Annotated in this window: 25 protein-coding genes and 3 pseudogenes; 16 read left to right on the forward strand and 12 right to left on the reverse strand. The window is 60.9% G+C overall.

Annotated elements, in window-relative coordinates:
• Positions 1-245 precede the first annotated feature (245 nt).
• Positions 246-710: a hypothetical protein gene (locus tag ACZZ0K_RS24950; protein WP_082530345.1), complete on the reverse strand. Its 465-nt coding sequence runs from the start codon at positions 708-710 to the stop codon at positions 246-248.
• Between the two features lie 308 nt (positions 711-1018).
• Here ACZZ0K_RS24950 and ACZZ0K_RS24955 point away from each other — a divergent pair, with 308 nt between their 5' ends.
• Positions 1019-1231, forward strand: a complete 213-nt coding sequence (locus tag ACZZ0K_RS24955) for a HigA family addiction module antitoxin (protein ID WP_258707337.1) — start codon at positions 1019-1021, stop codon at positions 1229-1231.
• 211 nt (positions 1232-1442) lie between these two features.
• Here the strand turns inward: ACZZ0K_RS24955 and ACZZ0K_RS24960 are convergent, their stop codons facing one another.
• The gene (locus ACZZ0K_RS24960) at positions 1443-1703 is read right to left on the reverse strand and encodes an accessory factor UbiK family protein (RefSeq protein WP_008086041.1); all 261 of its coding nucleotides are present in this window, start codon (positions 1701-1703) and stop codon (positions 1443-1445) included.
• Positions 1704-2097: 394 nt separating this feature from the next.
• Between ACZZ0K_RS24960 and glnK the strand changes: the two genes are divergently transcribed.
• The 4 genes from glnK to sutA all read left to right on the forward strand — a co-directional run bounded on the left by glnK (position 2098) and on the right by sutA (position 4879).
• Positions 2098-2436: a P-II family nitrogen regulator gene (gene glnK / locus ACZZ0K_RS24965; protein WP_002555808.1), complete on the forward strand. Its 339-nt coding sequence runs from the start codon at positions 2098-2100 to the stop codon at positions 2434-2436.
• 37 nt (positions 2437-2473) lie between these two features.
• Positions 2474-3811, forward strand: coding sequence for an ammonium transporter (locus tag ACZZ0K_RS24970; RefSeq protein WP_041476939.1), 1338 nt, complete (start codon positions 2474-2476; stop codon positions 3809-3811).
• A 214-nt stretch (positions 3812-4025) separates the two neighbouring features.
• On the forward strand, positions 4026-4451 hold the full coding sequence (locus ACZZ0K_RS24975; protein ID WP_110644492.1) for a secondary thiamine-phosphate synthase enzyme YjbQ: 426 nt from the start codon (positions 4026-4028) through the stop codon (positions 4449-4451).
• Positions 4452-4552: 101 nt separating this feature from the next.
• Positions 4553-4879, forward strand: coding sequence for a transcriptional regulator SutA (sutA, locus tag ACZZ0K_RS24980; RefSeq protein ID WP_056791627.1), 327 nt, complete (start codon positions 4553-4555; stop codon positions 4877-4879).
• A 192-nt stretch (positions 4880-5071) separates the two neighbouring features.
• On the opposite strand, the gene ACZZ0K_RS24985 is transcribed toward sutA, so the two are convergent.
• Genes ACZZ0K_RS24985 through lptM form a run of 6 tightly spaced genes read right to left on the reverse strand, consistent with a single transcriptional unit; the run spans position 5072 to position 9681 of the window.
• The gene (locus ACZZ0K_RS24985) at positions 5072-5782 is read right to left on the reverse strand and encodes an HAD family hydrolase (protein ID WP_252882858.1); all 711 of its coding nucleotides are present in this window, start codon (positions 5780-5782) and stop codon (positions 5072-5074) included.
• Positions 5779-6678: a tyrosine recombinase XerC gene (gene xerC, locus ACZZ0K_RS24990; RefSeq protein ID WP_095181255.1), complete on the reverse strand. Its 900-nt coding sequence runs from the start codon at positions 6676-6678 to the stop codon at positions 5779-5781. The genes ACZZ0K_RS24985 and xerC overlap by 4 nt, the downstream gene beginning before the upstream one ends.
• Positions 6679-6680: 2 nt before the next feature.
• Entirely contained in the window at positions 6681-7406 is a 726-nt protein-coding gene (locus ACZZ0K_RS24995; protein WP_041476935.1) for a DUF484 family protein, read from the reverse strand.
• A 13-nt stretch (positions 7407-7419) separates the two neighbouring features.
• Positions 7420-8250 carry a diaminopimelate epimerase gene (dapF, locus tag ACZZ0K_RS25000; RefSeq protein ID WP_258707336.1) on the reverse strand — a complete coding sequence of 277 codons (831 nt, stop codon included), beginning with the start codon at positions 8248-8250 and terminating at the stop codon, positions 7420-7422.
• A gap of 3 nt (positions 8251-8253) precedes the next feature.
• Positions 8254-9501, reverse strand: coding sequence for a diaminopimelate decarboxylase (gene lysA, locus ACZZ0K_RS25005; protein WP_056791636.1), 1248 nt, complete (start codon positions 9499-9501; stop codon positions 8254-8256).
• Between the two features lie 9 nt (positions 9502-9510).
• A complete protein-coding gene (gene lptM / locus ACZZ0K_RS25010) occupies positions 9511-9681 on the reverse strand; it encodes an LPS translocon maturation chaperone LptM (RefSeq protein WP_016772589.1) in 171 nt (56 codons plus the stop codon).
• A gap of 313 nt (positions 9682-9994) precedes the next feature.
• Here lptM and cyaY point away from each other — a divergent pair, with 313 nt between their 5' ends.
• The 3 genes from cyaY (at position 9995) to rnk (ending at position 11225) form a co-directional block, all read left to right on the forward strand.
• Positions 9995-10327 (forward strand): iron donor protein CyaY, encoded by a 333-nt coding sequence (cyaY, locus tag ACZZ0K_RS25015; RefSeq protein WP_056791639.1) that lies wholly within the window; start codon positions 9995-9997, stop codon positions 10325-10327.
• Between the two features lie 3 nt (positions 10328-10330).
• Positions 10331-10552, forward strand: a complete 222-nt coding sequence (locus ACZZ0K_RS25020; RefSeq protein WP_076564524.1) for a DUF1289 domain-containing protein — start codon at positions 10331-10333, stop codon at positions 10550-10552.
• A gap of 253 nt (positions 10553-10805) precedes the next feature.
• The gene (rnk, locus tag ACZZ0K_RS25025; protein WP_024014769.1) at positions 10806-11225 is read left to right on the forward strand and encodes a nucleoside diphosphate kinase regulator; all 420 of its coding nucleotides are present in this window, start codon (positions 10806-10808) and stop codon (positions 11223-11225) included.
• 9 nt (positions 11226-11234) lie between these two features.
• Here the strand turns inward: rnk and ACZZ0K_RS25030 are convergent, their stop codons facing one another.
• The 3 genes and pseudogenes from ACZZ0K_RS25030 to ACZZ0K_RS25040 all read right to left on the reverse strand — a co-directional run bounded on the left by ACZZ0K_RS25030 (position 11235) and on the right by ACZZ0K_RS25040 (position 14990).
• Entirely contained in the window at positions 11235-14078 is a 2844-nt protein-coding gene (locus ACZZ0K_RS25030) for a class I adenylate cyclase (RefSeq protein ID WP_258707335.1), read from the reverse strand.
• 182 nt (positions 14079-14260) lie between these two features.
• Positions 14261-14506: a TIGR02647 family protein gene (locus ACZZ0K_RS25035; protein WP_003229392.1), complete on the reverse strand. Its 246-nt coding sequence runs from the start codon at positions 14504-14506 to the stop codon at positions 14261-14263.
• A 195-nt stretch (positions 14507-14701) separates the two neighbouring features.
• A pseudogene (locus tag ACZZ0K_RS25040) lies at positions 14702-14990 on the reverse strand (hypothetical protein).
• On the opposite strand from ACZZ0K_RS25040, the gene ACZZ0K_RS25045 reads away from it, so the two are divergent.
• Positions 14917-15114 carry a hypothetical protein gene (locus tag ACZZ0K_RS25045; RefSeq protein ID WP_463559822.1) on the forward strand — a complete coding sequence of 66 codons (198 nt, stop codon included), beginning with the start codon at positions 14917-14919 and terminating at the stop codon, positions 15112-15114. The pseudogene ACZZ0K_RS25040 and the gene ACZZ0K_RS25045 overlap by 74 nt on opposite strands.
• Positions 15114-15773, forward strand: coding sequence for a glutathione S-transferase family protein (locus ACZZ0K_RS25050; protein WP_056791651.1), 660 nt, complete (start codon positions 15114-15116; stop codon positions 15771-15773). Before ACZZ0K_RS25045 ends, ACZZ0K_RS25050 begins: the two co-directional genes overlap by 1 nt.
• A gap of 119 nt (positions 15774-15892) precedes the next feature.
• On the opposite strand, the gene argH is transcribed toward ACZZ0K_RS25050, so the two are convergent.
• Positions 15893-17287 (reverse strand): argininosuccinate lyase, encoded by a 1395-nt coding sequence (gene argH, locus ACZZ0K_RS25055; protein ID WP_056791653.1) that lies wholly within the window; start codon positions 17285-17287, stop codon positions 15893-15895.
• Positions 17288-17604: 317 nt separating this feature from the next.
• Here argH and ACZZ0K_RS25060 point away from each other — a divergent pair.
• The 6 genes and pseudogenes from ACZZ0K_RS25060 to ACZZ0K_RS25085 form a co-directional block, all read left to right on the forward strand.
• Positions 17605-17760 (forward strand): annotated as a pseudogene (locus ACZZ0K_RS25060) (sensor histidine kinase); the annotation flags it as partial.
• The gene (locus ACZZ0K_RS25065; protein WP_016772598.1) at positions 17757-18503 is read left to right on the forward strand and encodes a LytR/AlgR family response regulator transcription factor; all 747 of its coding nucleotides are present in this window, start codon (positions 17757-17759) and stop codon (positions 18501-18503) included. The pseudogene ACZZ0K_RS25060 and the gene ACZZ0K_RS25065, both read left to right, overlap by 4 nt.
• A gap of 137 nt (positions 18504-18640) precedes the next feature.
• Positions 18641-19582, forward strand: coding sequence for a hydroxymethylbilane synthase (hemC, locus tag ACZZ0K_RS25070; protein ID WP_252882855.1), 942 nt, complete (start codon positions 18641-18643; stop codon positions 19580-19582).
• A pseudogene (locus ACZZ0K_RS25075) lies at positions 19579-20325 on the forward strand (uroporphyrinogen-III synthase); the annotation flags it as partial. The gene hemC and the pseudogene ACZZ0K_RS25075, both read left to right, overlap by 4 nt.
• A gap of 36 nt (positions 20326-20361) precedes the next feature.
• Positions 20362-21504 carry a uroporphyrinogen-III C-methyltransferase gene (locus ACZZ0K_RS25080; protein WP_056791721.1) on the forward strand — a complete coding sequence of 381 codons (1143 nt, stop codon included), beginning with the start codon at positions 20362-20364 and terminating at the stop codon, positions 21502-21504.
• A complete protein-coding gene (locus ACZZ0K_RS25085) occupies positions 21501-22739 on the forward strand; it encodes a heme biosynthesis protein HemY (RefSeq protein ID WP_258707334.1) in 1239 nt (412 codons plus the stop codon). Before ACZZ0K_RS25080 ends, ACZZ0K_RS25085 begins: the two co-directional genes overlap by 4 nt.
• The last annotated feature ends 38 nt before the right edge of the window (positions 22740-22777 follow it).

The following is a 22777-nucleotide window of genomic DNA, read 5'->3' on the forward strand; positions in this document are numbered from 1 at the left end:
CGTTGACTCTCGCACGGCATTGAAGGATCATCCCATTCGAGGACTGCAACTGCGCATTCGTCGGGACTGGGCACCAGCAAAAGCTCCCCCGCATTTTTGGCAGCAGAGAAAGCTGGTTTCTCTGAAGTAGTGACGACGGGCTAGCCTGTCGGATTCTGAACCCAAGGCCGTAAAGCCAGGAGCTAAAGAATCGCTGCGACTACTCCTCAAAAAATACTTAAAAGGCGTCCATCGGACGCCTTTTTTTATTTCTGATTTGGTGGTGCTCGTGGTATCTGCCCCACTAACGTGCCATGTGCACGTTTTTGCGGGTACCAAGTCACCACGAAGTAACCAAATCCTGTGGCGCGCTCGTGTCGCGGTTCAAGAATCAGTGTTCCCATAGATGTCCTCAGTACCGCGACCCTGTTTCCACATCGTTGTTCTTTGAACTCACAATAGATTTGCGCCCCCGGGACGATCATTTTCGCAACAATCGCTGCTACCCCATCGGCAGTCTGGCAACCATGCTTGAGCAAATCGGCACTATGGGCTTCCCAAATGTGCACTACGCCAAAACCACTATTCGCTCGACGGTGAATACCTACCCGCAGATAAATCTTCCCGCCTGGCAAGCCGAATTTTGGCATATCGGGGATCGTGCCAAAGATGTAACCACCATCTGGATGCTGAACCAGCGTGTTTTCTTTGAGCTTGAGCAAATCAGACAAGAGGGATCCAGAACCAGAGTGTCTGGCGATCAATGTGTATCGCCTGGAACTCGACGAATAGGATCGACCAGCGCAGGCGAAAGCCACCAGCCTAATCACAGCGAAGAGCTCACGGAATCAGGCGCAGACGCTGATGTTTGTAGGGCCATGCCCTAATATTTGTAGGACGCTGGCGAAAGGGGTGTGAAGGTCTTGTACCGGGAGTCGGATGTTCCACTTTGGCCACTCAACGCAGCCTCTGGAGGCGAAAAATGGACCGCAATGGTATGCGCCCGATTCATCCGGGCGAGGTTCTGAATAAGTAATTCATGGAGCCGTTGGGCATGGCCGTCATGGAACTGGCCATGCCCACCAACTGGCCCGAAAGTGAGATCGAAAAGCTTGTGAAATGCCAGCTCAGGATCTGCGCCGATCTGGCAATCAGCCTCGCCATTCAGCTCAACACTACGCCTGAGTTCTGGATGAATCTCCAATCGACTTACGATTTGCGCAGAGCCCAGCTCCGGCATGCGGGCTCATAGCGATTGCAGCATCCGCGAAGCCCTTTCCACCATGGCCCTGCCCGGGTCGCCCAACCCTCTGCTGAACATTCAGCATCAGATGAGCTTAGAAACCTGGGCTTTTTGGCGCAATCGGACGGCGGTCATTAAGGTTGTAGGACGTTGCGGGGATGGTTCAAGGGCTGAAGATCAAAAGATCGCAGCCTTCGGCAGCTCCTACAGGGGACGCGAATTATTCAGCGGGCGGTGTCAGCTTCGCTTCCATCTCGGCAACCTTGGCTTCGAGGCTTTCGAGGCGGGCGCGAGTACGCGCCAGCACTACCATCTGACTATCGAACTCTTCCCGACTGACCAGATCAAGTTTGCTGAAGGCACTTTGCAGCAGCATTTTGAACTGGCTTTCGATTTCGGCTTTCGGCAGCGGGGTGTCGCCGTTGAAGAGGCGGGAGGCGGTGCCGCTCAGGGCGTCGAGGAAGTCTTTGGGCGCGAGCATGGGAAATGTCCTGGAAACAATGGCCGGCAGTGTATCACGCAGTGTCTATAGTCAATCCCGTTGCACGGATGCACGCTTTTCGCGCAGGGGGACGGACGGTGGCGCACCGTTGTTGTGCGTATCGGCAAAAGCTTTTCTGCCCGAGCGCGTGCAACAGGGGCCAAGAGATTGAAATGCAGGGTTTTTGCCGAGCTGGCAAGGTTTCTGCTTAGTCACCCTCGACCCATGCACTGATGCAGTCGCTGTGACGAATGCAGTGCGGCAGACGAAGCGGGGAGTTTCGTCTGATGCGGTTAGCTGGCGTCAACGATGCGTTACAAAGCCAGGCACTGCGCTTAGACTTGAGACGGGTTTGTTTTCCTGGGGCAAGTCCACCAATTCGGGAGAGAGTTTCATGAAGCTAGTCACTGCCATCATCAAGCCGTTCAAGTTGGACGACGTGCGCGAGTCGCTGTCCGAAATCGGCGTGCAGGGCATTACCGTCACTGAAGTCAAAGGCTTCGGCCGGCAGAAGGGTCACACCGAGCTGTATCGCGGCGCGGAATATGTGGTCGATTTTCTGCCCAAGGTGAAAATCGACGTGGCCATCGACGACAAGGATCTGGATCGGGTTATCGAGGCGATAACCAAAGCGGCCAACACCGGCAAGATCGGTGACGGCAAGATCTTCGTGGTCAATCTGGAACAGGCGATCCGCATCCGTACCGGCGAAACCGATACCGACGCGATCTAAGCGCCGCCACAAACCCAACGCCCCAGGAGAAAACAATATGACTCTGCGTAAATTCGCAGGGCTAGGCGCCCTGTTGTCCATCGTAATGCCCGGCATCGCCATGGCGGCAGACGAAGTGGCAGCGCCAGTCCTCAATTCCGGCGACACCGCCTGGATGCTCACCTCGACAGCGCTCGTGCTGTTCATGACCATCCCCGGCCTGGCGCTGTTCTACGGCGGTATGGTTCGCTCGAAAAACATTCTTTCCGTGCTGATGCAGTGCTTCGCCATTACCGGCCTGATCAGCATCCTGTGGGTCATTTATGGCTACAGCATTGCCTTCGACACCACCGGCATGGAACAGGGCGTCGTCAACTTCAATTCGTTCTTCGGCGGCATGGGCAAGGCGTTCCTCGCTGGTGTCACGCCTTCGAGTATCACCGGCCCGGCGGCGCTGTTCCCTGAAGCGGTGTTCATCACCTTCCAGATGACCTTCGCGATCATCACCCCGGCGCTGATCGTCGGTGCGTTCGCCGAGCGCATGAAGTTCTCCGCGATGCTGATTTTCATGGGCATCTGGTTCACTCTGGTTTATGCACCGATCGCGCACATGGTCTGGTCCGGTAACGGCGGCCTGATGTGGGACTGGGGCGTGCTCGACTTTGCTGGCGGCACCGTGGTGCACATCAACGCCGGTATCGCCGGCCTGGTCGCGTGCCTGGTACTGGGCAAGCGCAAAGGCTTCCCGACCACACCGATGGCTCCGCATAACCTCGGCTACACCCTGATGGGCGCGGCGATGCTGTGGGTTGGCTGGTTCGGCTTCAACGCTGGTTCCGCTGCTGCCGCCAACGGCACTGCCGGTATGGCCATGCTGGTTACTCAGATCGCCACCGCCGCTGCGGCACTGGGCTGGATGTTTGCCGAGTGGGTCACCCACGGCAAGCCAAGCGCACTGGGGATTGCTTCGGGCGTGGTCGCCGGTCTGGTCGCGATCACTCCGGCCGCTGGCACTGTAGGCCCGATGGGTGCACTGGTGATCGGTCTGGCCGCAGGCGTGGTGTGCTTCTTCTGCGCCACCACCCTGAAACGCAAACTCGGCTATGACGACTCCCTGGATGCCTTCGGCGTGCACGGTATCGGCGGTATCCTCGGCGCGATCCTCACTGGTGTGTTTGCCGCACCGGCACTGGGCGGCTTCGGCACCGTGACTGACATCGGCGCGCAGGTCTGGATTCAGATCAAAGGCGTCGGCTTCACGGTGATCTACACCGCGATCGTGACTTTCATCATCCTCAAGGTGCTGGACGCCGTCATGGGTCTGCGCGTAACCGAGGAAGAAGAGTCGGTCGGCCTCGATCTGGCACAACACAACGAACGCGGCTACAACCTGTAAGTACGCGCGATAAAAAATTGCCCGGTTCGCCGGGCATTTTTTTGTCCGGGATTTGTCATTCAAGGTGCGGCTGAAAGGATTTTTCTTACGGCTTTGGTCGTCTTTACGACGAGGCTTTTTCTGCGGGCAATCGCTTACATCGCTGCAGGAATATTAGGGCCTTTGTTTTTTTTCAGAGCACGCTAGAATGCGCCCCGAACGAGCGGAGAACTGTATGTGGCAACAGACTCTGATAACCCTGCGGGCAAGGCCCCGGGGCTTTCATCTGGTGACGGACGAGTTGCTCGCAGGCTTGCCTGAACTCAAGGCCTGTCGGGTCGGTCTGTTGCATTTGTGGCTGCAGCACACGTCGGCATCGTTGACCATCAACGAGAACGCCGATCCGGCAGTTCGTCGCGACTTCGAACGATTTTTCAATCGTCTGATCCCACAAGGAACAGACGGCTACGAGCACAACGACGAAGGCCCGGATGATCTCCCGGCGCACTTCAAGGCCAGCGTGCTCGGTTGCCAGGTCAGTCTGCCGGTTGCGGCAGGGCGGCTGGCACTGGGTACCTGGCAAGGGATTTATCTGGGCGAGCACCGTGATCATGGCGGTGCCCGTAAAGTCCTCGCCACCTTGCACGGTGAACAGGCATGAGCCGCTGCCGGGCAGCGGCAGAAGATTTTTCAACGGCGGCTTCGACAGCCGCCAAAGCTGGTCTATAACTAATCTGCTTTTGGCAAGTCATGAGGTAGAACATGAGCGACGATGATCTGGAAAACGACGACCTCGAAGTAGGCGACGAAGACGAGGCCGAGGAAGGCCTGGAAGCGGCAGCGGAAGACGTTACCGAAGACGATGGCGGTGACGACACGCCGGCCCCGGCTGCCAAAGGCAAAGCCAAGGCTGCGGTCTCGGTCGACGAGTTGCCGAGCATCGAAGCCAAGAACAAGGAGCGTGACGCCCTGGCCAAGGCCATGGAAGAATTCCTTGCGCGCGGCGGCAAGGTGCAGGAAGTGGAGGCCAACGTGGTCGCCGATCCGCCCAAGAAGCCGGATAACAAGTACGGCAGCCGCCCTATCTGAGGCGCGTCGCTCGCTTGCTGAAAAAGCCCGCCGTCGCTGCGGGCTTTTTTATGCCTGAAATAAAGGTTGTGAAGGCAATGCAGACCCTGTGGGAGCTGGCTTGCCAGCGATAGCTGCCTGTGAGACAACATTGATGTTGAATGTTCTGGCCTCTTCGCTGGCAAGCCAGCTCCCACAGGGAATGAAGTTAATTCAGGGTCTGTGTTGCTCATTCCAGCGCGAGAGCACGGCGGGCAATTCGGTCAGGCTGCGAATTTCCGCATCCGGCAAGCGCTCCGCCTCCCAGACCTTGCCTGTCGGGTTGAACCACACCGCGCGCAACCCCGCCTGCTGCGCCCCGGCGATGTCATCGCCAGGATGATCGCCGACATGCACCGCCGCTGCGGGGCTTACACCACCGCGCTGCAACGCTTCATGAAACAGCCGTGCATCCGGTTTGGCGATGCCGATGTCTTCGGCGCACAAGGCGAACTTGAAGTAATCCGCCAGCCCCAGCCGGCGCACGTCGGCATTGCCGTTGGTGACCACGCCGAGGGCGTAATGATTGGCGAGCAGCTCCAGCAGCGGCTCGACCTCCGGGAACACTTCGATCTGATGCCGCGCATGCAGGAACACTTCAAAAGCCTTGTCAGCCAGATCCGACGCCTCGCCGTGGGCATATCCGGCTTCTTCCAGCGCATGGAACAGCACGCGTCGACGCAGCGCGCTGATGCGGTGCTTGAGTCCCGGTTCGCCCGCCAGCACACGCTCGCGAATCGACCATAAATGCTCCACCGGCACCGCGCCCAGGTTCGACGCATGCTCGCTCAGCCATTCGCGCAACACGGTTTCGGCGCTGGCGATCACCGGAGCGGTGTCCCACAGGGTGTCGTCGAGGTCGAAGGTGATCAACTGAATGCTCATGAATCATCGCCTTTCATGCGTTTTGCCCGGGGATGGGCGCTGTCGTAGACCGCCGCCAGATGCTGGAAGTCGAGGTGGGTATAGATCTGTGTGGTTTTGATATCGGAGTGGCCGAGCAATTCCTGCACCGCGCGCAGATCCTGCGAGGACTCGAGCAAATGGCTGGCGAAGGAGTGCCGGAGCATGTGCGGGTGCAGGTTCTGCCCCAGTTCGCGCTCGCCAGCCAGTTTGACCCGCACCTGAATCGCGCGCGGGCCAAGGCGTCGGCCCTGCTGGCTGACAAATACGGCATCGTCTGCCGGGTTGGTCATTGCGCGTAGCGGCAACCAGTGTTCGAGGGCTTCGCGGGCCTTGGCGCCGACTGGCAGCAGCCGGGTCTTGCTGCCCTTGCCGAGCACCTGAACCATGCCGTCGGCGAGATCGAGTTGATCGAGATTGAGCCCGGTCAGCTCGGACAGGCGCAGGCCAGAGGAATAGAAAAGCTCCAGAATCGCCTGATCGCGCCGGGCGAGAAAATCGTCCTCGACCGCACCTTCCAGCAGCTGCAATGCGCGATCGGTATCAAGGGTTTTCGGCAGGCGTCGTTCGCCTTTCGGTGGGGCCAGGCCAGTGGCCGGGTCGTGGTCGCACAGGCCTTCGCGATTCAAGTAGTGATAGAGCCCGCGCACCGCCGAGAGCAGGCGGGCGAGGCTGCGCGAGGACTGGCCTTGCGCATGCAACCGGGCAATCAGGCTGCGCAGGCGCTGGATATCCAGCGCGGCCCAGCTGCCGATGTTCTGCTTGATGCACCAGCCAAGGACTTTATCGAGGTCGCGGCGATAAGCCGACAGGGTGTGCGGCGACACCTGTCGCTCACTGCGCAGATGTTCGCAGTAAGCGTCCAGTTGTCGTTCCATGGTCAGCGTACCGAGCGCAGCGAGCTGTTGACTCGTGGCAGCACACGGCCCATGACCTCGGCGATGTAGCTCAGGAACAGGGTGCCGACCGAACTCTTGTAATGCTGCGGGTCGCGGCTGGCGATGGCCAGAATACCGTGAATGCCCTGATGGCTGATGGCAACCACGGCGGTCGAGCCGATCTGCTGGCGCTGTTCTTCGCCGAAGAGGAAATCCAGCTCATGTTCACGGAGGCTGCCGCTGACGCTTTTGCCTTCGGTGAGCAGGCCGCCGATCGCGGTTTGCGCGTCGGCGTGAGTCACCCAGCGGCCGACCGGTGCGGGGTTGTCGCCGAGCAGGATAAGGCTGACGAAAGGCACCTGGAAATCCTGACGCAGGCTGTCCTCAACGCTGATGACCACGTCTTCCAGGGTCGATGCATCCATCAGCGCGAGAATCAGGCGGCGGGTTTTTTCAAACAGGCGATCGTTGTCACGAGCCACGTCCATCAGATGCGAAAGGCGATGGCGCATCTCGATATTGCGGTCGCGCAGGATGGTCATCTGCCGCTCGACCAGCGACACGGTGTCGCCGCGTCGGTGCGGAATGCGCAACGAGGGCAGCAGCTCTTCGTGCTCGACGAAGAAGTCCGGATGAGCCTCCAGGTAGGCGGCAACTGCGGCTGCCTCGAGGCTCTCGGACGCTGATTCGTCGGCTGGTCGGGCGGGTACCTGTGGCTTGTCGGTCATGATTTCTGCTCGCTCAAAGACGCACTTGTCCTTCGTATACACGCACTGCCGGACCGGTCATCAATACCGGTTCGCCCGGGCCGGCCCACTCGATGGACAGACGCCCGCCGGGCAGGTCGATCAACAGCGGCGAATCCATCCACCCCTGACTGATGGCCGCCACCGCCGCCGCACAGGCGCCGGTGCCGCAGGCCTGGGTTTCCCCGGCGCCGCGTTCCCACACACGCAGTTGCGCGCGATGGCGATCAATGACCTGAAGGAAGCCGACATTGACCCGCGCCGGAAAGCGCGGGTGGTGTTCGATCTTCGGCCCCAGTTCATGCACCGGTGCGCTGTTGATGTCGTCCACGCGAATGACCGCATGGGGATTGCCCATCGACACGGCGGCCAGTTCGACCGTGGTGCCATCGACTTCCAGCTGATAGCTGCTGGTCTGCGCTGGTGCCTGAAATGGAATGTCCGCCGGCACCAGGCGCGGCGCGCCCATGTTCACGCCGATCTGGCCGTCGTTACGCACGTCCAGTTCGATGATGCCGCCCTTGGTCTCGACGCGGATCTGCCGTTTCGCAGTCAGACGCTTGTCGAGCACGAAGCGGGCGAAGCAGCGCGCACCGTTGCCGCATTGCTCCACTTCCGAGCCGTCGGAGTTGAAGATCCGGTAGCGGAAATCCACATCCGGGTTGCTCGGCGCTTCGACGATCAGCAATTGGTCGAAACCGATACCGGTGTGGCGGTCGCCCCATTGCTTGGCGTGTTTGGGCTGAATGTGCGCGTGCTGGCTGACCAGGTCGAGGACCATGAAGTCGTTGCCCAGGCCGTGCATTTTGGTAAAACGCAGCAGCATGGGTTACTCCGGCAGCAGGCTTTCGCCGGCAAACAGCTCGGCCACGGTTTCGCGGCGACGCACTTCAAAAACCTGATCACCATCCACCAGCACTTCAGCGGCACGGCCGCGAGTGTTGTAGTTGGAGCTCATCACAAAACCGTAGGCGCCAGCCGAATGCACGGCCAGCAGATCGCCTTCTTCCAGCGCCAGCTCGCGGTCCTTGGCGAGGAAGTCGCCGGTTTCGCAGATCGGGCCGACGATGTCGTACTTGCGTGCAGCGCTGTCGCGCGGTTTCACCGCGGTGACGTCCATCCACGCCTGATACAGCGCCGGACGGATCAGGTCGTTCATCGCCGCGTCGACGATGGCGAAATCCTTGTGCTCGGTGTGCTTGAGGTATTCGACCTGCGTCAGCAGCACGCCGCCATTGGCAACGATGAAGCGGCCCGGCTCGAACACCAGCGCCAGATCACGCCCGTCGAGACGTTCGCGCACGGCTTTGATGTAGTCGGCAGCCAGCGGCGGCTCCTCATCGCGGTAACGCACGCCCAAACCACCACCGAGATCGATGTGGCGCAGGTGAATGCCGCAATCGCCGAGGCGGTCGACCAGATCCAGCAGGCGATCGAGTGCATCAATGAACGGCGGCAGGGTGGTCAGTTGCGAACCGATATGGCAGTCAACACCGACCACTTCCAGGTTCGGCAGATGCGCGGCGCGCACGTACACGTCTTCGGCATCGGCAATGGCGATGCCGAACTTGTTCTCTTTGAGACCGGTGGAAATGTACGGGTGGGTGCCGGCATCGACGTCCGGGTTCACGCGCAGCGAAACCGGGGCGCGAACACCCAGCTCGGCGGCGACTACTTGCAGGCGCTCAAGCTCATCGGTGGACTCGACGTTGAAGCAGTGCACGCCGACTTCGAGGGCGCGGCGCATGTCGTCACGGGTCTTGCCGACGCCGGAGAAAACGATCTTGTCGGCGCTGCCACCTGCGGCCAGTACACGTTCCAGCTCGCCTCGGGAAACGATGTCGAAACCGGCGCCGAGACGGGCCAAGACATTCAGCACACCGAGGTTGGAGTTGGCTTTGACCGCGAAGCAGACCAGATGCGGCATGCCGGCCAGCGCATCGGCGTAGGCCAGATACTGCGCTTCGATGTGCGCGCGCGAGTAGACATAGGTGGGCGTACCGAAGCGGTCGGCGATGGCGGACAGCGCCACACCTTCCGCGAACAGCTCCCCGCCACGGTAGTTAAAAGCGTCCATGGCGATCCCTTAGTAAACGTCGTGCTTATGAGCCTTGGATGGCTGCTTCTGCGAAGACTGGGCTTGTTCGGCCGGGTCCTGATCGTCATCCGGCAGGTACAGCGGGCCTTTTTGACCACAGGCCGAAACGAGGCAGGCAACCGCGACGAGCGCAGCAAGGGAAGAGATCAGGCGCTTCATGGCGAAATCCTTGAAAATGCGTTAATTGCGCCGGAGTATACCGGCCACCCGGCAGCTTGCCTATGCGAGGGGTTCCCGTCGGGCGGGGCTCCTGTGATGCGCATCATCCCTGTGGGAGCGAGCCTGCTCGCGAAGGCGTCGGCAAATTCAACAGGCTCGTTGCCTGACACACCGCTTTCGCAAGCAGGCTCGCTCCCACGGGGGCGGTGCTGGATGGGCCGACAGGTGCTTGGTCGTTAATCTTTGCAATCGGCCGGCAGCGTCCGTATCTTTCGGCGCTTGAGCCTGATCAGACATTTTTGAGGTTGCCGCAATGAGTTTGTCCGAAGCCCGTTTCCACGATCTGGTCGATGCTACCCAGCAGACGCTGGAAGATATCTTTGATGACAGCGACCTGGATATCGACCTGGAGAGCTCGGCAGGTGTCTTGACCGTCAAGTTCGAAAATGGCTCGCAGCTGATCTTCAGCCGCCAGGAGCCGTTGCGTCAGCTGTGGCTGGCGGCCGTGTCCGGTGGTTTCCACTTCGACTACGACGAAGAAAGCGAGCGCTGGATGTGCGACAAGAGCGAAGAGCAATTGGGCGAAATGCTTCAGCGCCTCGTAAAGCAGCAGGCTGGCGCCGAATTCGATTTCGAAGGTCTGTGATTCGTGACGGATGCCGCGCCTGTTCGCCCGCCGAAACCGCTCTACAGCAACGTCAGCCCGGCGGTGCCTTCGCCCTGCACGGGTGTGTGTCGACTGGACGAGCAGAAAGTCTGTCTCGGCTGTGCGCGCCACGTCGAGGACATTCGCGAGTGGCGCTCGGCGGATGATCAGCGGCGCCGGGTGATTTGCCAGCAGGCTACCGCACGAAAATCCCAAGCCTGTTGATACCGTGGCGAGGGGATTTATCCCCGTTGGGTCGCGTAGCGGCCCCAAAATCTATACGGCTGCTGCGCAGCCGAACGGGGATAAATCCCCTCGCCACAAGGGTTTCACCCAGGCAAAAAAGGGCGTGACTTGTATATTTTTTGAGCTGTGATAGTGTCCGCGAACGCCTCAAACCACCGAGGCACGGTGAAAACCCCGTCTTTTTTGGCGGGGTTTTGCTTTTTTGTGCAGAAGAAAGGAGTCTGCCTGGATCATGACCGCACCTTCCATCACCCTTACCCGTCTGGACGTGCAACGTCTGGAGCGCCTGATCGACAGCCTGAGCGACAAAGACCAGGCTGCGCCGGGCGTGATTGCGCTGCAAACCGAGCTGGACCGCGCCGATACCGTGGTCGGCCACGATGAAGTGCCCGCCGATGTCGTGACCATGAATTCCCGCGTGCATTGCCGCGAAGAAGGCAGTGGCAAGGACTACCACCTGACGCTGGTCTATCCCAAGGACGCCAACGCCGATGAAGGCAAGATTTCCATTCTCGCGCCGGTCGGCAGTGCGCTGCTGGGCCTGAAGGTCGGTCAGCATATCGATTGGCCGGCGCCGGGCGGCAAGTCGCTGAAACTGACCTTGCTGGAAGTGGAATCGCAACCGGTCAACGGCGGCGCCTTTCCCGAATAAATCCCCGCTTCAAACCTGTTCGAGCGCTTCATTCAACGAGCGCTCCAGGTCCGCCTTGTAGCGCAGATACAGATTGCTTGAACTGTGCCCGTCACCGAGCAGACCCGACAGGTCGAGGTCGGTGATGTAGCAGCGATAACGCTCGGTCTCGCGGCGCTGCTCGACGATCTCCCGGGCGACCACGCGGAACAACTGGTCGCCATGCTCCAGCTCGCTGAATTCCCGCTGATTGCAATACAGGGTGACCTGCACTTCGCCGGGTGCGGCTTTGCCGATGATCGCCTGCACGTCGTAGAACGGTTTGTTCACCGGCGTCTGCGGTGCCGGGCGGGTTTCGACCCTGCGCGAGCGTCCCGGGCCTGACGGCAACAGCTGGTAATACAAAGTCTCGGGGCTGCCCGCAGGGCCACCGTCCATCGGCAATTGCGCTTCCCGGCGGTACTGGATCGATTGCAGAAAACGTTGCAGCGGCACCAGCAGACTCTGCTCGTCGTGGTACGGCAGCTGCTGTTGCCACAGCGCATTGAATTCATCCAGCACGTACAGCTCGGCCTGCTGTTCGCTGATGCGATAGAACACCTGAATGCACTCCGGCTGACCCATCGGCAGGATCAGCGCCAGATCGTGATCTTCCAGCGCCATCGGGTCGAGGTGCAGCGGGCTGTAGCGCGGTTGTTCTTCGCCCAGATAATCGAGCAACGCCGGCAGGGTGGCGAGGGCGACATGGTTGACCTGACCCGGCACCAGCTCCAGCACGTGATAGTGCTGCTGCACCTGAATCAGGTAGCGGTGATTCAGCTCGCTGAGCAACAGGGTCTGCGCGGTGTCGACGATTTCTTCGACGCGGCGGGCAATGAATTGCGCGCGGTTGTGGCAGAAGCAGCGCACTTTCAGCGACGGCTGCACAGGGCCGCGCGGCAGGTTGTTGAGGTAATCGCGCAGGCAGTCGAGCAGCGCATGCGCGCCGTCGAAACGATTGACCAGCACTTCGTTCCAGCTGTTGAGCGTGACCTGATCGAGGGTCAGCACCAGATTCTCGCGCACGCCGGCATAGCTCAGCGAGTCGGTGCGTTCGGTGGTCATCAAAATGTTCAGATCACGGTGATGCTTGAGCGGATCGACGCCGACGTTGATCAGCAGCAGCACTTCGCTGGGCACGGCGGCGCGCAGCAAGGGCTCTTCGGCGACGGTGGACAAGGGCAGGGCGATGCACTGCTGCAGGCTGCCGAGCAGGTTGAACAGCTCGAACTCGCTCAAGTCGCTGGTGCCCGGATGCAGGGCCAGGCGGGTGCTGCTGTCGATCACGCCGTTGCGGTGGCACCAGGTCAGCAGTTCAAGTAGCTCGCGACTGCGCTTGATCGGCGCGAAGTGTTCCCACTCCAGCGCCGTCAGGCTGCCGTTGTACAAACCCCACTGGGTCTGCCCCGGCTCCTTTTTGTTCGGCGACTGCACCAGGGTCAGGGTGTCTTCGGCCAGGTCCGGGGCGATGCCCGGATTGATGAACTCGACCTTGTCGGCCTTGCGCTCGAATGCCGCGTAGAGTCGACGGCCGAGCACATTGAGGTCGCGCTTGTTGATCAGGCTGACAGTCTGTTCGCTGCGGGCGAACTGGGTCAGGAAGCGATAGCTGTAGTTGAGTTCGTTGACCAGCGCGCGGCGCTCGGCGCTGACCTGGCGGACTTTCCACTGACTGCGGCTGTCGAGCAGCGCCAGTTGCCGCTGATCCCAGTGCCACTCGCCGGCCAGGCGTTCGAGCAGTGCGCGTTGCCAACCCTGGCTGCGGCTGTTGCCGGTGAGCTTGCGGTTGACCTTCAGATACAGCGCACGGCGCACCAGCTCAAGACGTTCCGGTTCGTTGCGGGCGATCAGGTATTCCTCGATACGCCGGTACACGACCATGTATGGGTCAAGCTCATCGAGATCGAGCTGATTGGCGAATACGGCTTTCTTGAAGCGCAGACTCAGGCACTGCACGTGCGGGTGTTCACTGGCGTACACCTCGGTCAGCAGCAGTTTGAGCACAGACTTGTAGGGCGATTCGATGCCTTTGAACAACTGCCACAACCCGGCACCGATGAATTCCCCGGGCGGAATGGTCGCCATCGGCCCGAGATCGAGGGTTTCGTCGGCGCGAATAAAGCGTTTGGACAGCAGGGTGTGGGTGTAAGCGTCGTAGGCTGTTTCTTCATAGACTGGCACCAGCCACCAGATCGGCGTGCGCCCGGCCAGCCAGATCGCCGTGCGATAAAACTCGTCGAGCAGCAGATAGTGCTGGGTGCTGCCGCAGTTTTCCGAACTGAGCTGAGCATCACGTTCGCCTTTGACGAAGCGCGCCGGGTCGATCAGGAAGAAATGCGCCTCGGCACCCTGGCTCGCGGCCCAGGTTTCCAGCAACTGGCATTTCTTGCGTAGCTCGGCGAGTTCGCTTTCGCTCAGATCTGGGGCATGGCAGACCCACACATCCATGTCGCTCTGATCGGCCTGTGCCAGCGTGCCGAGGCTGCCCATCAGGAACAAACCGTGAATCGGTCGCGGCGGGTTGCTGCCATGGCGCGGTTTGTAAGAAAACGAGCGGGTCAGGCGCTGCGCCTCGGTCAGCGCATTGGCGTCCGGCTCATAATTCGAGAGACCGGCCGGCGTACTGCCCGAGACATAGCCGGGCAGCAACGGATGATTGACGTGAAAGAACAGCGGCAACAGCGTCAGCACGCTTTGCTGGCGCGTCGACAAACCTTCGAGGGCGCGGCCGAGGCGGCCTTCATTGAGTTTGAGAAAACGGGCGCGCAGCTGGCTGAGTACCTTGCGGTCGATGCCTTCGTCCAGGTCGGGGCGGATTTCGTGGGTGCGCGTCATGTCAGCTCAAACCGGCTTGCAGGCTCGGACGTAGAGGGTCTCGGAATGGCCGCAGTTTAGCCTCTGCGCAGCAGGAGGTTTAAGCTGAATTTGTTTTTTGACGTCAGATTTTCATCGGCAGTGATCAGGCTGGCCCGCGGAAATCCCGTGGCAGGAGTTTCCGTGGGCAAAGTCGGAAAAAGTCAGGCGGTTTCCTGCTCTCTCAGAATCGTCAGTACGGTCTGCACGTTTTGCGCGGCATCGCGGCCGAGGCTGGTCAGATAACCGCCATCGGGCTGGTCGGTGAGTTCTTTTTCGAAGAGGCGTTTGGCGGCGGCTATGTGTTTCGGGGCAGCGGTCTGATGAATTTTCAGACCTTCCTGGGAACTGTCCAGGTTGAAGAGTGCAAGGACTTCCAGTTCGGCAACCAACTCAGGGGTAAGCGACATAAGGACTCCAGACTTTCTAGGAATTGGACGACAGCGCCTCTAAGGTGAACCCGCTGGTGCAGCATGTCCAGTGCTCGGATCAGGGGATTTTGTCTTGAGGCGAATTCCAGTGTAGTCCGCATAAAAGATCGCAGCCTTCGGCAGCTCCTACAGGAGATTGGTGCAGGAGCTGCCGAAGGCTGCGATCTTTTGATTTTAGAGCTTTTCCGGTGGCAGCTCTGGCAATGCGCGCAAGGCCGCTTCATACCATTCGGTGTTGAACGCGCGGTCTTCATCGAGCATCGCGTCAATCTCATAGGCAAGCACGTGAGCCATGAGGTTGAGGATCTCTTCGCGCTCCATACCGACCAGAGTCAGCTTGTTCAATGTCGCCTTGGCCGCTGGGGGTGTCGCTTTCGATCTGGTTCTCGATGGCTTCGATCAGCGTCGCTTCGGTGAATGCTTCTTCGTCGTCATCGTTGACGATATCTGTCGGCTCGCTCATGGCAGGCTCCTCAGTGAAAGGCGCCAGTTTACCCGCATTCAGCGGCGTGATGCTGCTGGCGGGAAACGTCGCGGCGATCTATAAACAGGCACTGCCCACCCCGCACGGCCTGGAGGCTCTGTGATGTTCAAGCTCTACGGATTTGCTGTCAGCAACTACTACAACATGGTCAAACTGGCGCTGCTGGAAAAAGGCCTGCCCTTCGAAGAGGTGACGTTCTACCCGGCGCAAACCCCGGAGTCACTGGCGATCAGCCCGCGCGGCAAGGTCCCGGTGCTGGGCGTCGACGCCGGTTATATCAACGAAACCGCGATCATTCTCGAATACCTCGAACAATCACAAAAGGGCACGCCGCTCCTGCCCAGCGATCCGTTCGAGCGCGCGCAGGTATTGGCGATTGCGAAGGAGATCGAGTTGTACATCGAGTTGCCGGGGCGTGCCTGCTATGGCGAGGCGTTTTTCGGTATGACGTTGCCGGAGGCGATCAAAGAGAAGACCCGGACGGAGCTGCTGCTGGGCTTCGCGGCACTCGGCCGCCACGGCCAGTTCGCCCCGTATGTGGCGGGTGACAGCCTGAGCATTGCCGATTTGTATTTCCTCTACAGCGTGCCGCTGGCCTGTGCGGTCGGGCAGAAGCTGTTCGGGATTGATCTGCTGGCCGAGATGCCGCAGGCGAAGGCGCTGCTGGAGCGGTTAGAGCAGAATCCGCACGTGCAGAAGATTGCGGCGGATAAAGACGCGGCGATGCCGGCGTTTTTGGCGATGATTGCTGCCAAGAAGTGAATTTTGTAGCGCTCTGAAGTCAGTCATCGCTGGCAAGCCAGCTCCCACAGGGCTATGGGTCGAACGCAAAATTGTGTTCCACAAAGAACCCTGTGGGAGCGGGCTTGCCCGCGATGCTTCTAGCGGCTGGCCAGCAGGGCCTGACCGCGCGCCACCGCAGCCCTGACCTGCGCCGGCGCAGTCCCGCCGATATGGTCGCGGGCATTCACCGAGCCTTCCAGGGTCAGCACGGCAAACACGTCCTGCTCGATCTGATCGCTGAACTGACGCAGTTCTTCGAGGCTCATCTCGGCCAGATCCTTGCCCGTGTCCACGCCGTATTTCACCGCGTGGCCAACGATTTCATGGCAATCACGGAACGGCAGGCCACGGCGCACCAGATAATCCGCCAGGTCAGTCGCAGTGGAGAAACCGCGCAGTGCCGCTTCACGCATGATCGCGTGTTTCGGCTTGATCGCCGGGATCATGTCGGCAAACGCGCGCAGCGAATCGCGCAGGGTGTCGGCGGCGTCGAACAGCGGCTCCTTGTCTTCCTGATTGTCCTTGTTGTAGGCCAGCGGCTGGCCCTTCATCAGGGTCAGCAGGCCCATCAGCGCGCCGAAGACGCGGCCGGTCTTGCCGCGTACCAGTTCGGGCACGTCAGGGTTTTTCTTCTGCGGCATGATCGAGCTGCCAGTGCAGAAACGATCCGGCAGATCGATGAACTGGAACTGCGCGCTGGTCCACAGCACCAGCTCTTCGGAGAAGCGCGACAGGTGCATCATCGCGATGCTTGCGGCCGAGCAGAATTCGATGGCGAAGTCACGATCGGAGACGTTGTCCAGCGAGTTGCCGCCGACGGCGTCGAAGCCGAGCAGTTGCGCGGTGTATTCGCGGTCGATCGGGTAGGTGGTGCCGGCCAGTGCGGCGCTGCCCAATGGCATGCGGTTGGTGCGCTTGCGGCAGTCGACCAGACGCTCGTAGTCGCGGCTGAGCATTTCGAACCAGGCCAGCATGTGGTGCCCGAAAGTTACCGGCTGCGCGGTCTGCAAGTGGGTGAAGCCCGGCATGATGCTTGCGGCCTCACGCTCGGCTTGCTCCAGCAGGCCTTTTTGCAGGCGGGTGATCTCGGCGAGGATCAGGTCGATTTCATCGCGCAGCCACAGGCGGATATCGGTGGCGACCTGGTCGTTGCGGCTGCGCCCAGTGTGGAGCTTTTTACCGGTGACGCCGATGCGGTCGGTCAGGCGTGCTTCGATGTTCATGTGCACGTCTTCGAGGTCGACGCGCCAGTCGAACTGGCCGGCCTCGATTTCGCCCTGAATGGTCTTCAGGCCATCGATGATGCTGTCGCGCTCGGCATCGGTCAGCACGCCGACCTTGGCCAGCATGGTGGCGTGGGCAATTGAGCCCATGATGTCGTGGCGATACAGGCGCTGGTCGAAAGTGACGGAGGCGGTGAAGCGGGCGACGAAGGCGTCGACGGGTTCACTGAAGCGGCCGCCCCAGGACTGATTGGTCTTGTCAGTGCTCATGAATTCGCTCGTATCGGCTTGAAGAAATGGCGTGAAACGCTGGCGCGGATAATAACAGGGTTGCCAATCCTGTCGCTGACACCGGTCGATACGTTTTTTCGCGGATGTGTCAGGCATGTCCGGCGCGGTCTGCAAGGAATTTACAAAAGGATATTTTTTGATTGAGCAATATCGTTCCGACGAACGTCTACAGTGGACATAAGGGTCGGTGCGAATGCGGATCATGCAAAGGTCCGGCCACTGGCTATAAGAAGAGGGGGCGGGTGAGTTGTACAACGGTCACCCACCGCGAGAAACGCAGGAAACACTGGGCTCTGAGCCGTTCGACCCGGACGCTGGCAAATATTGCTGGCCGACGTACGGCACTTTTTGGCGCTCGGGCTAGTCTTAGCGTGGATCGCGGTGACGGAGGTCACTACACCTGTCTACGCTATCCTTGTGCGAGACTCACGCAGGAATCCAGCGCAATATGAATGTCCTGATCGTTGATGACGAACCCCTGGCTCGCGAGCGCCTAAGCCGTATGGTGAGCGAGCTCGAGGGTTACACAGTCCTGGAGCCCAGTGCCACGAATGGCGAGGAGGCGTTAGCGCTGATCGACAGCCACAAGCCGGATATCGTGCTGCTCGATATCCGCATGCCGGGCCTCGATGGCCTGCAGGTTGCTGCCCGACTGTGCGAACGAGAGACGCCGCCGGCCGTGGTGTTTTGCACCAGTCCCGATGAATTTGCCGTGGAAGCCCTGCAGGCCAGCGCCGTGGGCTATGTGGTGAAACCTGTGCGAACCGAACACTTGAATGAAGCCCTGAAGCGGGCTGAACGTCCCAACCGGGCGCAACTCTCGGCCCTGACCCGTCCCGCTGCCGAAAGTGGCAACGGCCCACGCAGCCACATCAGCGCACGGACCCGTAAAGGCATCGAGCTGATTCCGCTGGATCAGGTGGTCTACTTCATCGCCGACCACAAATACGTGACCCTGCGTCACGAAGCCGGCGAGGTGCTGCTCGACGAACCCCTCAAAGCCCTTGAAGACGAATTCGGCGAACGCTTTGTGCGTATCCACCGCAACGCGCTGGTCGCTCGCGACCGCATCGAGCGCTTGCAACGCACCCCACTGGGACATTTCCAGTTGTTCCTCAAAGGCCTCAATGGCGATGCGCTGATTGTCAGCCGTCGGCATGTTGCCGGTGTGCGCAAGATGATGCAGGGGCTGTGACCCGGTCTTCGCCGGGCCTTTCGAGTTCTTTTACCCGGCATGGCAGGCCAGGGAGGCCGCGCCGGTTCTGATTCAGGTCAAAGTGAAATTGACTGAGCTGTTATTATCCGCCGTATCTATTCAGTACGGATTGTTCCATGTCCCCTCGCGAAATCCGCATCGCCACCCGTAAAAGTGCGCTGGCCCTCTGGCAGGCCGAATACGTCAAAGCCCGTCTCGAGGCGGCCCACCCGGGCCTGCTGGTGACGCTGGTGCCCATGGTCAGTCGCGGTGACAAGCTGCTCGACTCGCCACTGTCGAAGATCGGCGGCAAGGGCCTGTTCGTCAAGGAACTGGAAACCGCGCTGCTGGAAAACGAAGCTGATATCGCCGTGCATTCGATGAAAGACGTGCCGATGGACTTCCCGCAAGGCTTGGGTCTGTTTTGCATCTGCGAGCGTGAAGACCCGCGCGATGCTTTCGTCTCCAACACCTACGCCAGTCTTGAAGGGCTGCCTGCCGGTGCCATCGTCGGCACCTCGAGCCTGCGTCGGCAGACGCAATTGCTGGCGCGTCGCCCGGATCTGCAGATCCGGTTCCTGCGTGGCAACGTCAACACCCGTCTGGCCAAGCTCGACGCCGGCGAGTACGACGCGATCATCCTCGCCGCTGCCGGCCTGATCCGCCTGGGTTTCGAAGAGCGCATCACATCGGCGATCAGTGTCGATGACAGCCTGCCGGCCGGTGGCCAGGGCGCGGTCGGCATCGAATGCCGCAGCGCCGACCACGAAATCCACGCCTTGCTCGCGCCTTTGCATCACGCCGATACCGCTTCGCGGGTGAATGCGGAACGCGCCCTCAACAAACATTTGAACGGCGGCTGCCAAGTGCCGATCGCCTGCTACGCCGTGCTTGAAGGCGAGCAGTTGTGGTTGCGCGGTCTGGTCGGTGAGCCGAGCGGTGGCAAGCTTCTCAGTGCCCAAGCCCGGGCGCCGCGTGCCGACGCGGAAACCTTGGGTGTGCAGGTCGCTGAAGACTTGCTCAAGCAAGGCGCTGACGACATTCTCAAAGCTGTCTACGGCGAGGCGGGTCACGAGTGACAGCCTGGCGTCTGCTGCTGACGCGCCCGGCAGACGACTGCGCGGCGCTGGCCGAACAGCTGGCCGGGCACGGGATTTTCAGCAGTTGTCTGCCGCTTTTGGACATTGTTCCGCTGCCGGTCTCTGACACTATTCGCCAAGCGATTTCGCGATTGCCCGCTTGCAGCGCAGTGATCGTGGTCAGCAAACCGGCGGCGCGGATCGCGGTGGACTTGCTCAAGTCTGAAGGCGCGCCGCCATTGAGCATGCCGTGGTTCAGCGTCGGCGCGGCGACCGCAGGCATTCTTCGCGAACACGGTCTCGATGTGAGCTTTCCGGTTGACGGCGATGACAGTGAAGCCTTGCTGCAATTGCCGCGTCTGCGCGAGGCGCTCGACCAGTCTGGTGCGCAGGTGATGATCCTGCGCGGCGAGGGCGGTCGTGAACTGCTCGCCGAGCGCCTGCGCGCGCTTGGTGCTAGTGTCGAGTATCTGGAGTTGTATCGCCGCGATCTGCCAGTCTACCCGCCAAACGAGCTGCCACGGCGGATCGAAGCGGAACGCTTGAACGGGCTGGTGGTCAGCAGTGGACAGGGTTTCGAGCACCTGCGGCAGATGGCCGGCGATGCCTGGCCGAGGATCGCGCAGTTGCCGTTGTTTGTTCCAAGCCCGAGGGTCGCCGAGCTGGCACGTGCCGCCGGGGCTCAAACAGTTGTGGATTGCCGCGGCGCGAGTGCCGCGGCTTTGCTGACGGCGTTACGGGAATTTCCCGTGCCGTTTTCTAATGCAAAGGATGGATACGTGAGCGAAACAGCCTTGCCAAAAGATGACGTCCAGCCTGCGCTTGATGCCCAGGTTGAAACTCCACCACCGGCCAAAGAGCCGCGCCGAGGCAATGGACTGGCAATTGTCGCCCTGCTGCTCGGCGCCGCCGGTGTCGCCATAGGCGGCTGGGGTGTCTGGCAGGTGCGCCACCTGCAGAACAACACGCAGCAACAGTCGAGTCAGGTGCAGGCGTTGAACGATCAGGCGCAGAGTCTGAAGCTCAACGAACAGCGTCTGACCGAGCGTCTTGCACAGTTGCCCGGTGCGGACGAACTCGCCGAGCGCCAGCGTCTGGTCACGCAACTGCAGGGCGATCAACAGCGCCTCAATCAACGTCTGGAAACCGTCCTCGGCGCCAGCCGCAAGGACTGGCGTCTGGCCGAGGCCGAGCACTTGCTGCGTCTGGCCAGCCTGCGCCTTTCAGCGTTGCAGGACATCAGCAGCGCCCAGGCGCTGGTGCAGGGCGCCGATGAAATCCTCCGTGAACAGAACGATCCGGGTTCCTTCGCCGCGCGCGAGCAAGTGGCGAAAACCCTGGTCGCCTTGCGCAGCACTGAACAGCCGGATCGTACCGGGCTGTTCCTGCGCCTTGGCGCTTTGCGCGATCAGGTCATCGACCTCACCGAGCTGGCGCCGGAGTACAAGGATCGCGGCGAGTCGCTGCTGGGGCTGACCGCCGACGGCGATGGCGCCGGTCGCTGGGCGCAGTGGTGGGACAAGGTGTCGCGCTATATCCGCATCGATTTCAACGCTGACAAAAACGTCAAACCGCTACTCGCCGGACAGAGCCTGAGCCAGGTGCGCCTGGCCCTGAGTCTGGCGCTGGAGCAGGCGCAGTGGGCGGCGCTCAACGGTCAGGCGGCGGTGTACACCCAGGCGCTGGCCGAGGCACGCGATGTGCTCAAGGGCAATTTCAACCCGGACAATCCGCAAAGCAAAGTCATGCTCGAACAGGTCTCCGAGCTGAGCAAGGAACCGGTCACCGTCAAGACGCCGGATCTGACTGGCACCTTGAGTGCGGTGCAGGGGTATCTGGAGCGGCGTAACGTCAATGCTGAAGAATCGGTGAAACCGTTTGCCAAACCGGCCGCCAATGCTGCGCAGGAGGCGACCCCATGAAGCGCCTCTATGTAATCGTGTTTCTGGTCATCGCCGCGACGGCAGCGCTGGGCCTGGCGATTGCCGAGCATTCCGGTTACGTGCTGGTGGCGTACAAGAGCTTCCGCTACGAATCGAGCCTGTGGGCGACCTTGGCGGTGATAGCGGTGCTGTGGCTGCTGTTCTGGGGCATCAAGGTGCTGGTCGAGCTGGTGATGACCTCCACCGGCGTGGTCAATCCGTGGTCGCGACGCAATCGCAGCCGCCGCGTGCAAGTGGCGATCGAGCACGGGCAGCTGGATCTGGCTGAAGGTCGCTGGGCCAGTGCGCAACGGCATCTGACCCGCGCGGCGGAAGCCGAGCGCCAACCATTGCTTTATTACCTCGGCGCCGCACGTGCGGCGAACGAGCAGGGCCAGTACGAAGAAAGTGATCGTTTGCTCGAACGCGCGCTGGAGCGTCAGCCGCAAGCCGAATTGGCAATTGCCCTCAGTCACGCCCAACTGCAAACCGACCGTGGCGACACCGACGGTGCGCTGGTGACCTTGCAGGCAATGCATGAGCGGCATCCGCGCAGCGCGCAGACGTTGCGTCAATTGCAACGTCTGCATCAGCAGCGTGGCGAATGGTCGGCGGTGATTCGTTTGCTGCCTGAGTTGCGCAAGGACAAAGTGCTGCCGCCAGCAGAACTGGCCGAGCTCGAACGGCGCGCCTGGGGTGAGAACCTCTCGCTGGCAGCGCATCGTGAAGAAGACGGTACGGTGGGTCTGCAATCGCTCAAGCGGGCGTGGGAACAGCTGACTTCGGCGCAGCGTCAGGAAGCACCTTTGGTACTGGCCTATGCCGAGCAATTGCGCCAGCTGGGCGCTCAGGTCGAGGCCGAAGAGGTCCTGCGAGCAGCGCTCAAGCGCAAATACGACAGCCATCTGGCGCGGCTTTATGGTCTGGTTCGTGGCAGTGATCCTGCGCGTCAGTTGCAGACGGCCGAAGGCTGGCTCAAGGAGCACCCGGCCGATCCGAGCCTGCTGCTGACCCTTGGACGCCTGTGTCTGCAAACCAGCCTTTGGGGCAAGGCCCGTGACTATCTGGAAAGCAGTCTGCGCGTGCAGCGCAATCCGGAGACCTGTGCGGAGTTGGCCCGTCTGCTTGCACAGCTTGGCGATACCGAGCGCAGCAATCAGTTGTTCCAGGAAGGTCTGGGGCTGCTTGATGAACGCCTGCTGGCGGCGCCTCTGCCAGTCTCGGCGAAGGTCTGAAAAGCGAGGGAGGATGCTCCCTCGTGAACTTCGATGAC

It is taken from the genome of Pseudomonas sp. AC255 (assembly GCF_979258175.1).

Excerpts from the sequence above, each read along its gene's own strand:
- ACZZ0K_RS24955 (WP_258707337.1), top strand. The coding sequence starts at position 1,019 with ATGGAGCCGTTGGGCATGGCCGTCATGGAACTGGCCATGCCCACCAAC.
- ACZZ0K_RS24960 (WP_008086041.1), bottom strand. The coding sequence starts at position 1,703 with ATGCTCGCGCCCAAAGACTTCCTCGACGCCCTGAGCGGCACCGCCTCC.
- glnK (WP_002555808.1), top strand. The coding sequence starts at position 2,098 with ATGAAGCTAGTCACTGCCATCATCAAGCCGTTCAAGTTGGACGACGTG.
- ACZZ0K_RS24970 (WP_041476939.1), top strand. The coding sequence starts at position 2,474 with ATGACTCTGCGTAAATTCGCAGGGCTAGGCGCCCTGTTGTCCATCGTA.
- ACZZ0K_RS24975 (WP_110644492.1), top strand. The coding sequence starts at position 4,026 with ATGTGGCAACAGACTCTGATAACCCTGCGGGCAAGGCCCCGGGGCTTT.
- sutA (WP_056791627.1), top strand. The coding sequence starts at position 4,553 with ATGAGCGACGATGATCTGGAAAACGACGACCTCGAAGTAGGCGACGAA.
- ACZZ0K_RS24985 (WP_252882858.1), bottom strand. The coding sequence starts at position 5,782 with ATGAGCATTCAGTTGATCACCTTCGACCTCGACGACACCCTGTGGGAC.
- xerC (WP_095181255.1), bottom strand. The coding sequence starts at position 6,678 with ATGGAACGACAACTGGACGCTTACTGCGAACATCTGCGCAGTGAGCGA.
- ACZZ0K_RS24995 (WP_041476935.1), bottom strand. The coding sequence starts at position 7,406 with ATGACCGACAAGCCACAGGTACCCGCCCGACCAGCCGACGAATCAGCG.
- dapF (WP_258707336.1), bottom strand. The coding sequence starts at position 8,250 with ATGCTGCTGCGTTTTACCAAAATGCACGGCCTGGGCAACGACTTCATG.
- lysA (WP_056791636.1), bottom strand. The coding sequence starts at position 9,501 with ATGGACGCTTTTAACTACCGTGGCGGGGAGCTGTTCGCGGAAGGTGTG.
- lptM (WP_016772589.1), bottom strand. The coding sequence starts at position 9,681 with ATGAAGCGCCTGATCTCTTCCCTTGCTGCGCTCGTCGCGGTTGCCTGC.
- cyaY (WP_056791639.1), top strand. The coding sequence starts at position 9,995 with ATGAGTTTGTCCGAAGCCCGTTTCCACGATCTGGTCGATGCTACCCAG.
- rnk (WP_024014769.1), top strand. The coding sequence starts at position 10,806 with ATGACCGCACCTTCCATCACCCTTACCCGTCTGGACGTGCAACGTCTG.
- ACZZ0K_RS25030 (WP_258707335.1), bottom strand. The coding sequence starts at position 14,078 with ATGACGCGCACCCACGAAATCCGCCCCGACCTGGACGAAGGCATCGAC.
- ACZZ0K_RS25035 (WP_003229392.1), bottom strand. The coding sequence starts at position 14,506 with ATGTCGCTTACCCCTGAGTTGGTTGCCGAACTGGAAGTCCTTGCACTC.
- ACZZ0K_RS25045 (WP_463559822.1), top strand. The coding sequence starts at position 14,917 with ATGGCTTCGATCAGCGTCGCTTCGGTGAATGCTTCTTCGTCGTCATCG.
- ACZZ0K_RS25050 (WP_056791651.1), top strand. The coding sequence starts at position 15,114 with ATGTTCAAGCTCTACGGATTTGCTGTCAGCAACTACTACAACATGGTC.
- argH (WP_056791653.1), bottom strand. The coding sequence starts at position 17,287 with ATGAGCACTGACAAGACCAATCAGTCCTGGGGCGGCCGCTTCAGTGAA.
- ACZZ0K_RS25065 (WP_016772598.1), top strand. The coding sequence starts at position 17,757 with ATGAATGTCCTGATCGTTGATGACGAACCCCTGGCTCGCGAGCGCCTA.
- hemC (WP_252882855.1), top strand. The coding sequence starts at position 18,641 with ATGTCCCCTCGCGAAATCCGCATCGCCACCCGTAAAAGTGCGCTGGCC.
- ACZZ0K_RS25085 (WP_258707334.1), top strand. The coding sequence starts at position 21,501 with ATGAAGCGCCTCTATGTAATCGTGTTTCTGGTCATCGCCGCGACGGCA.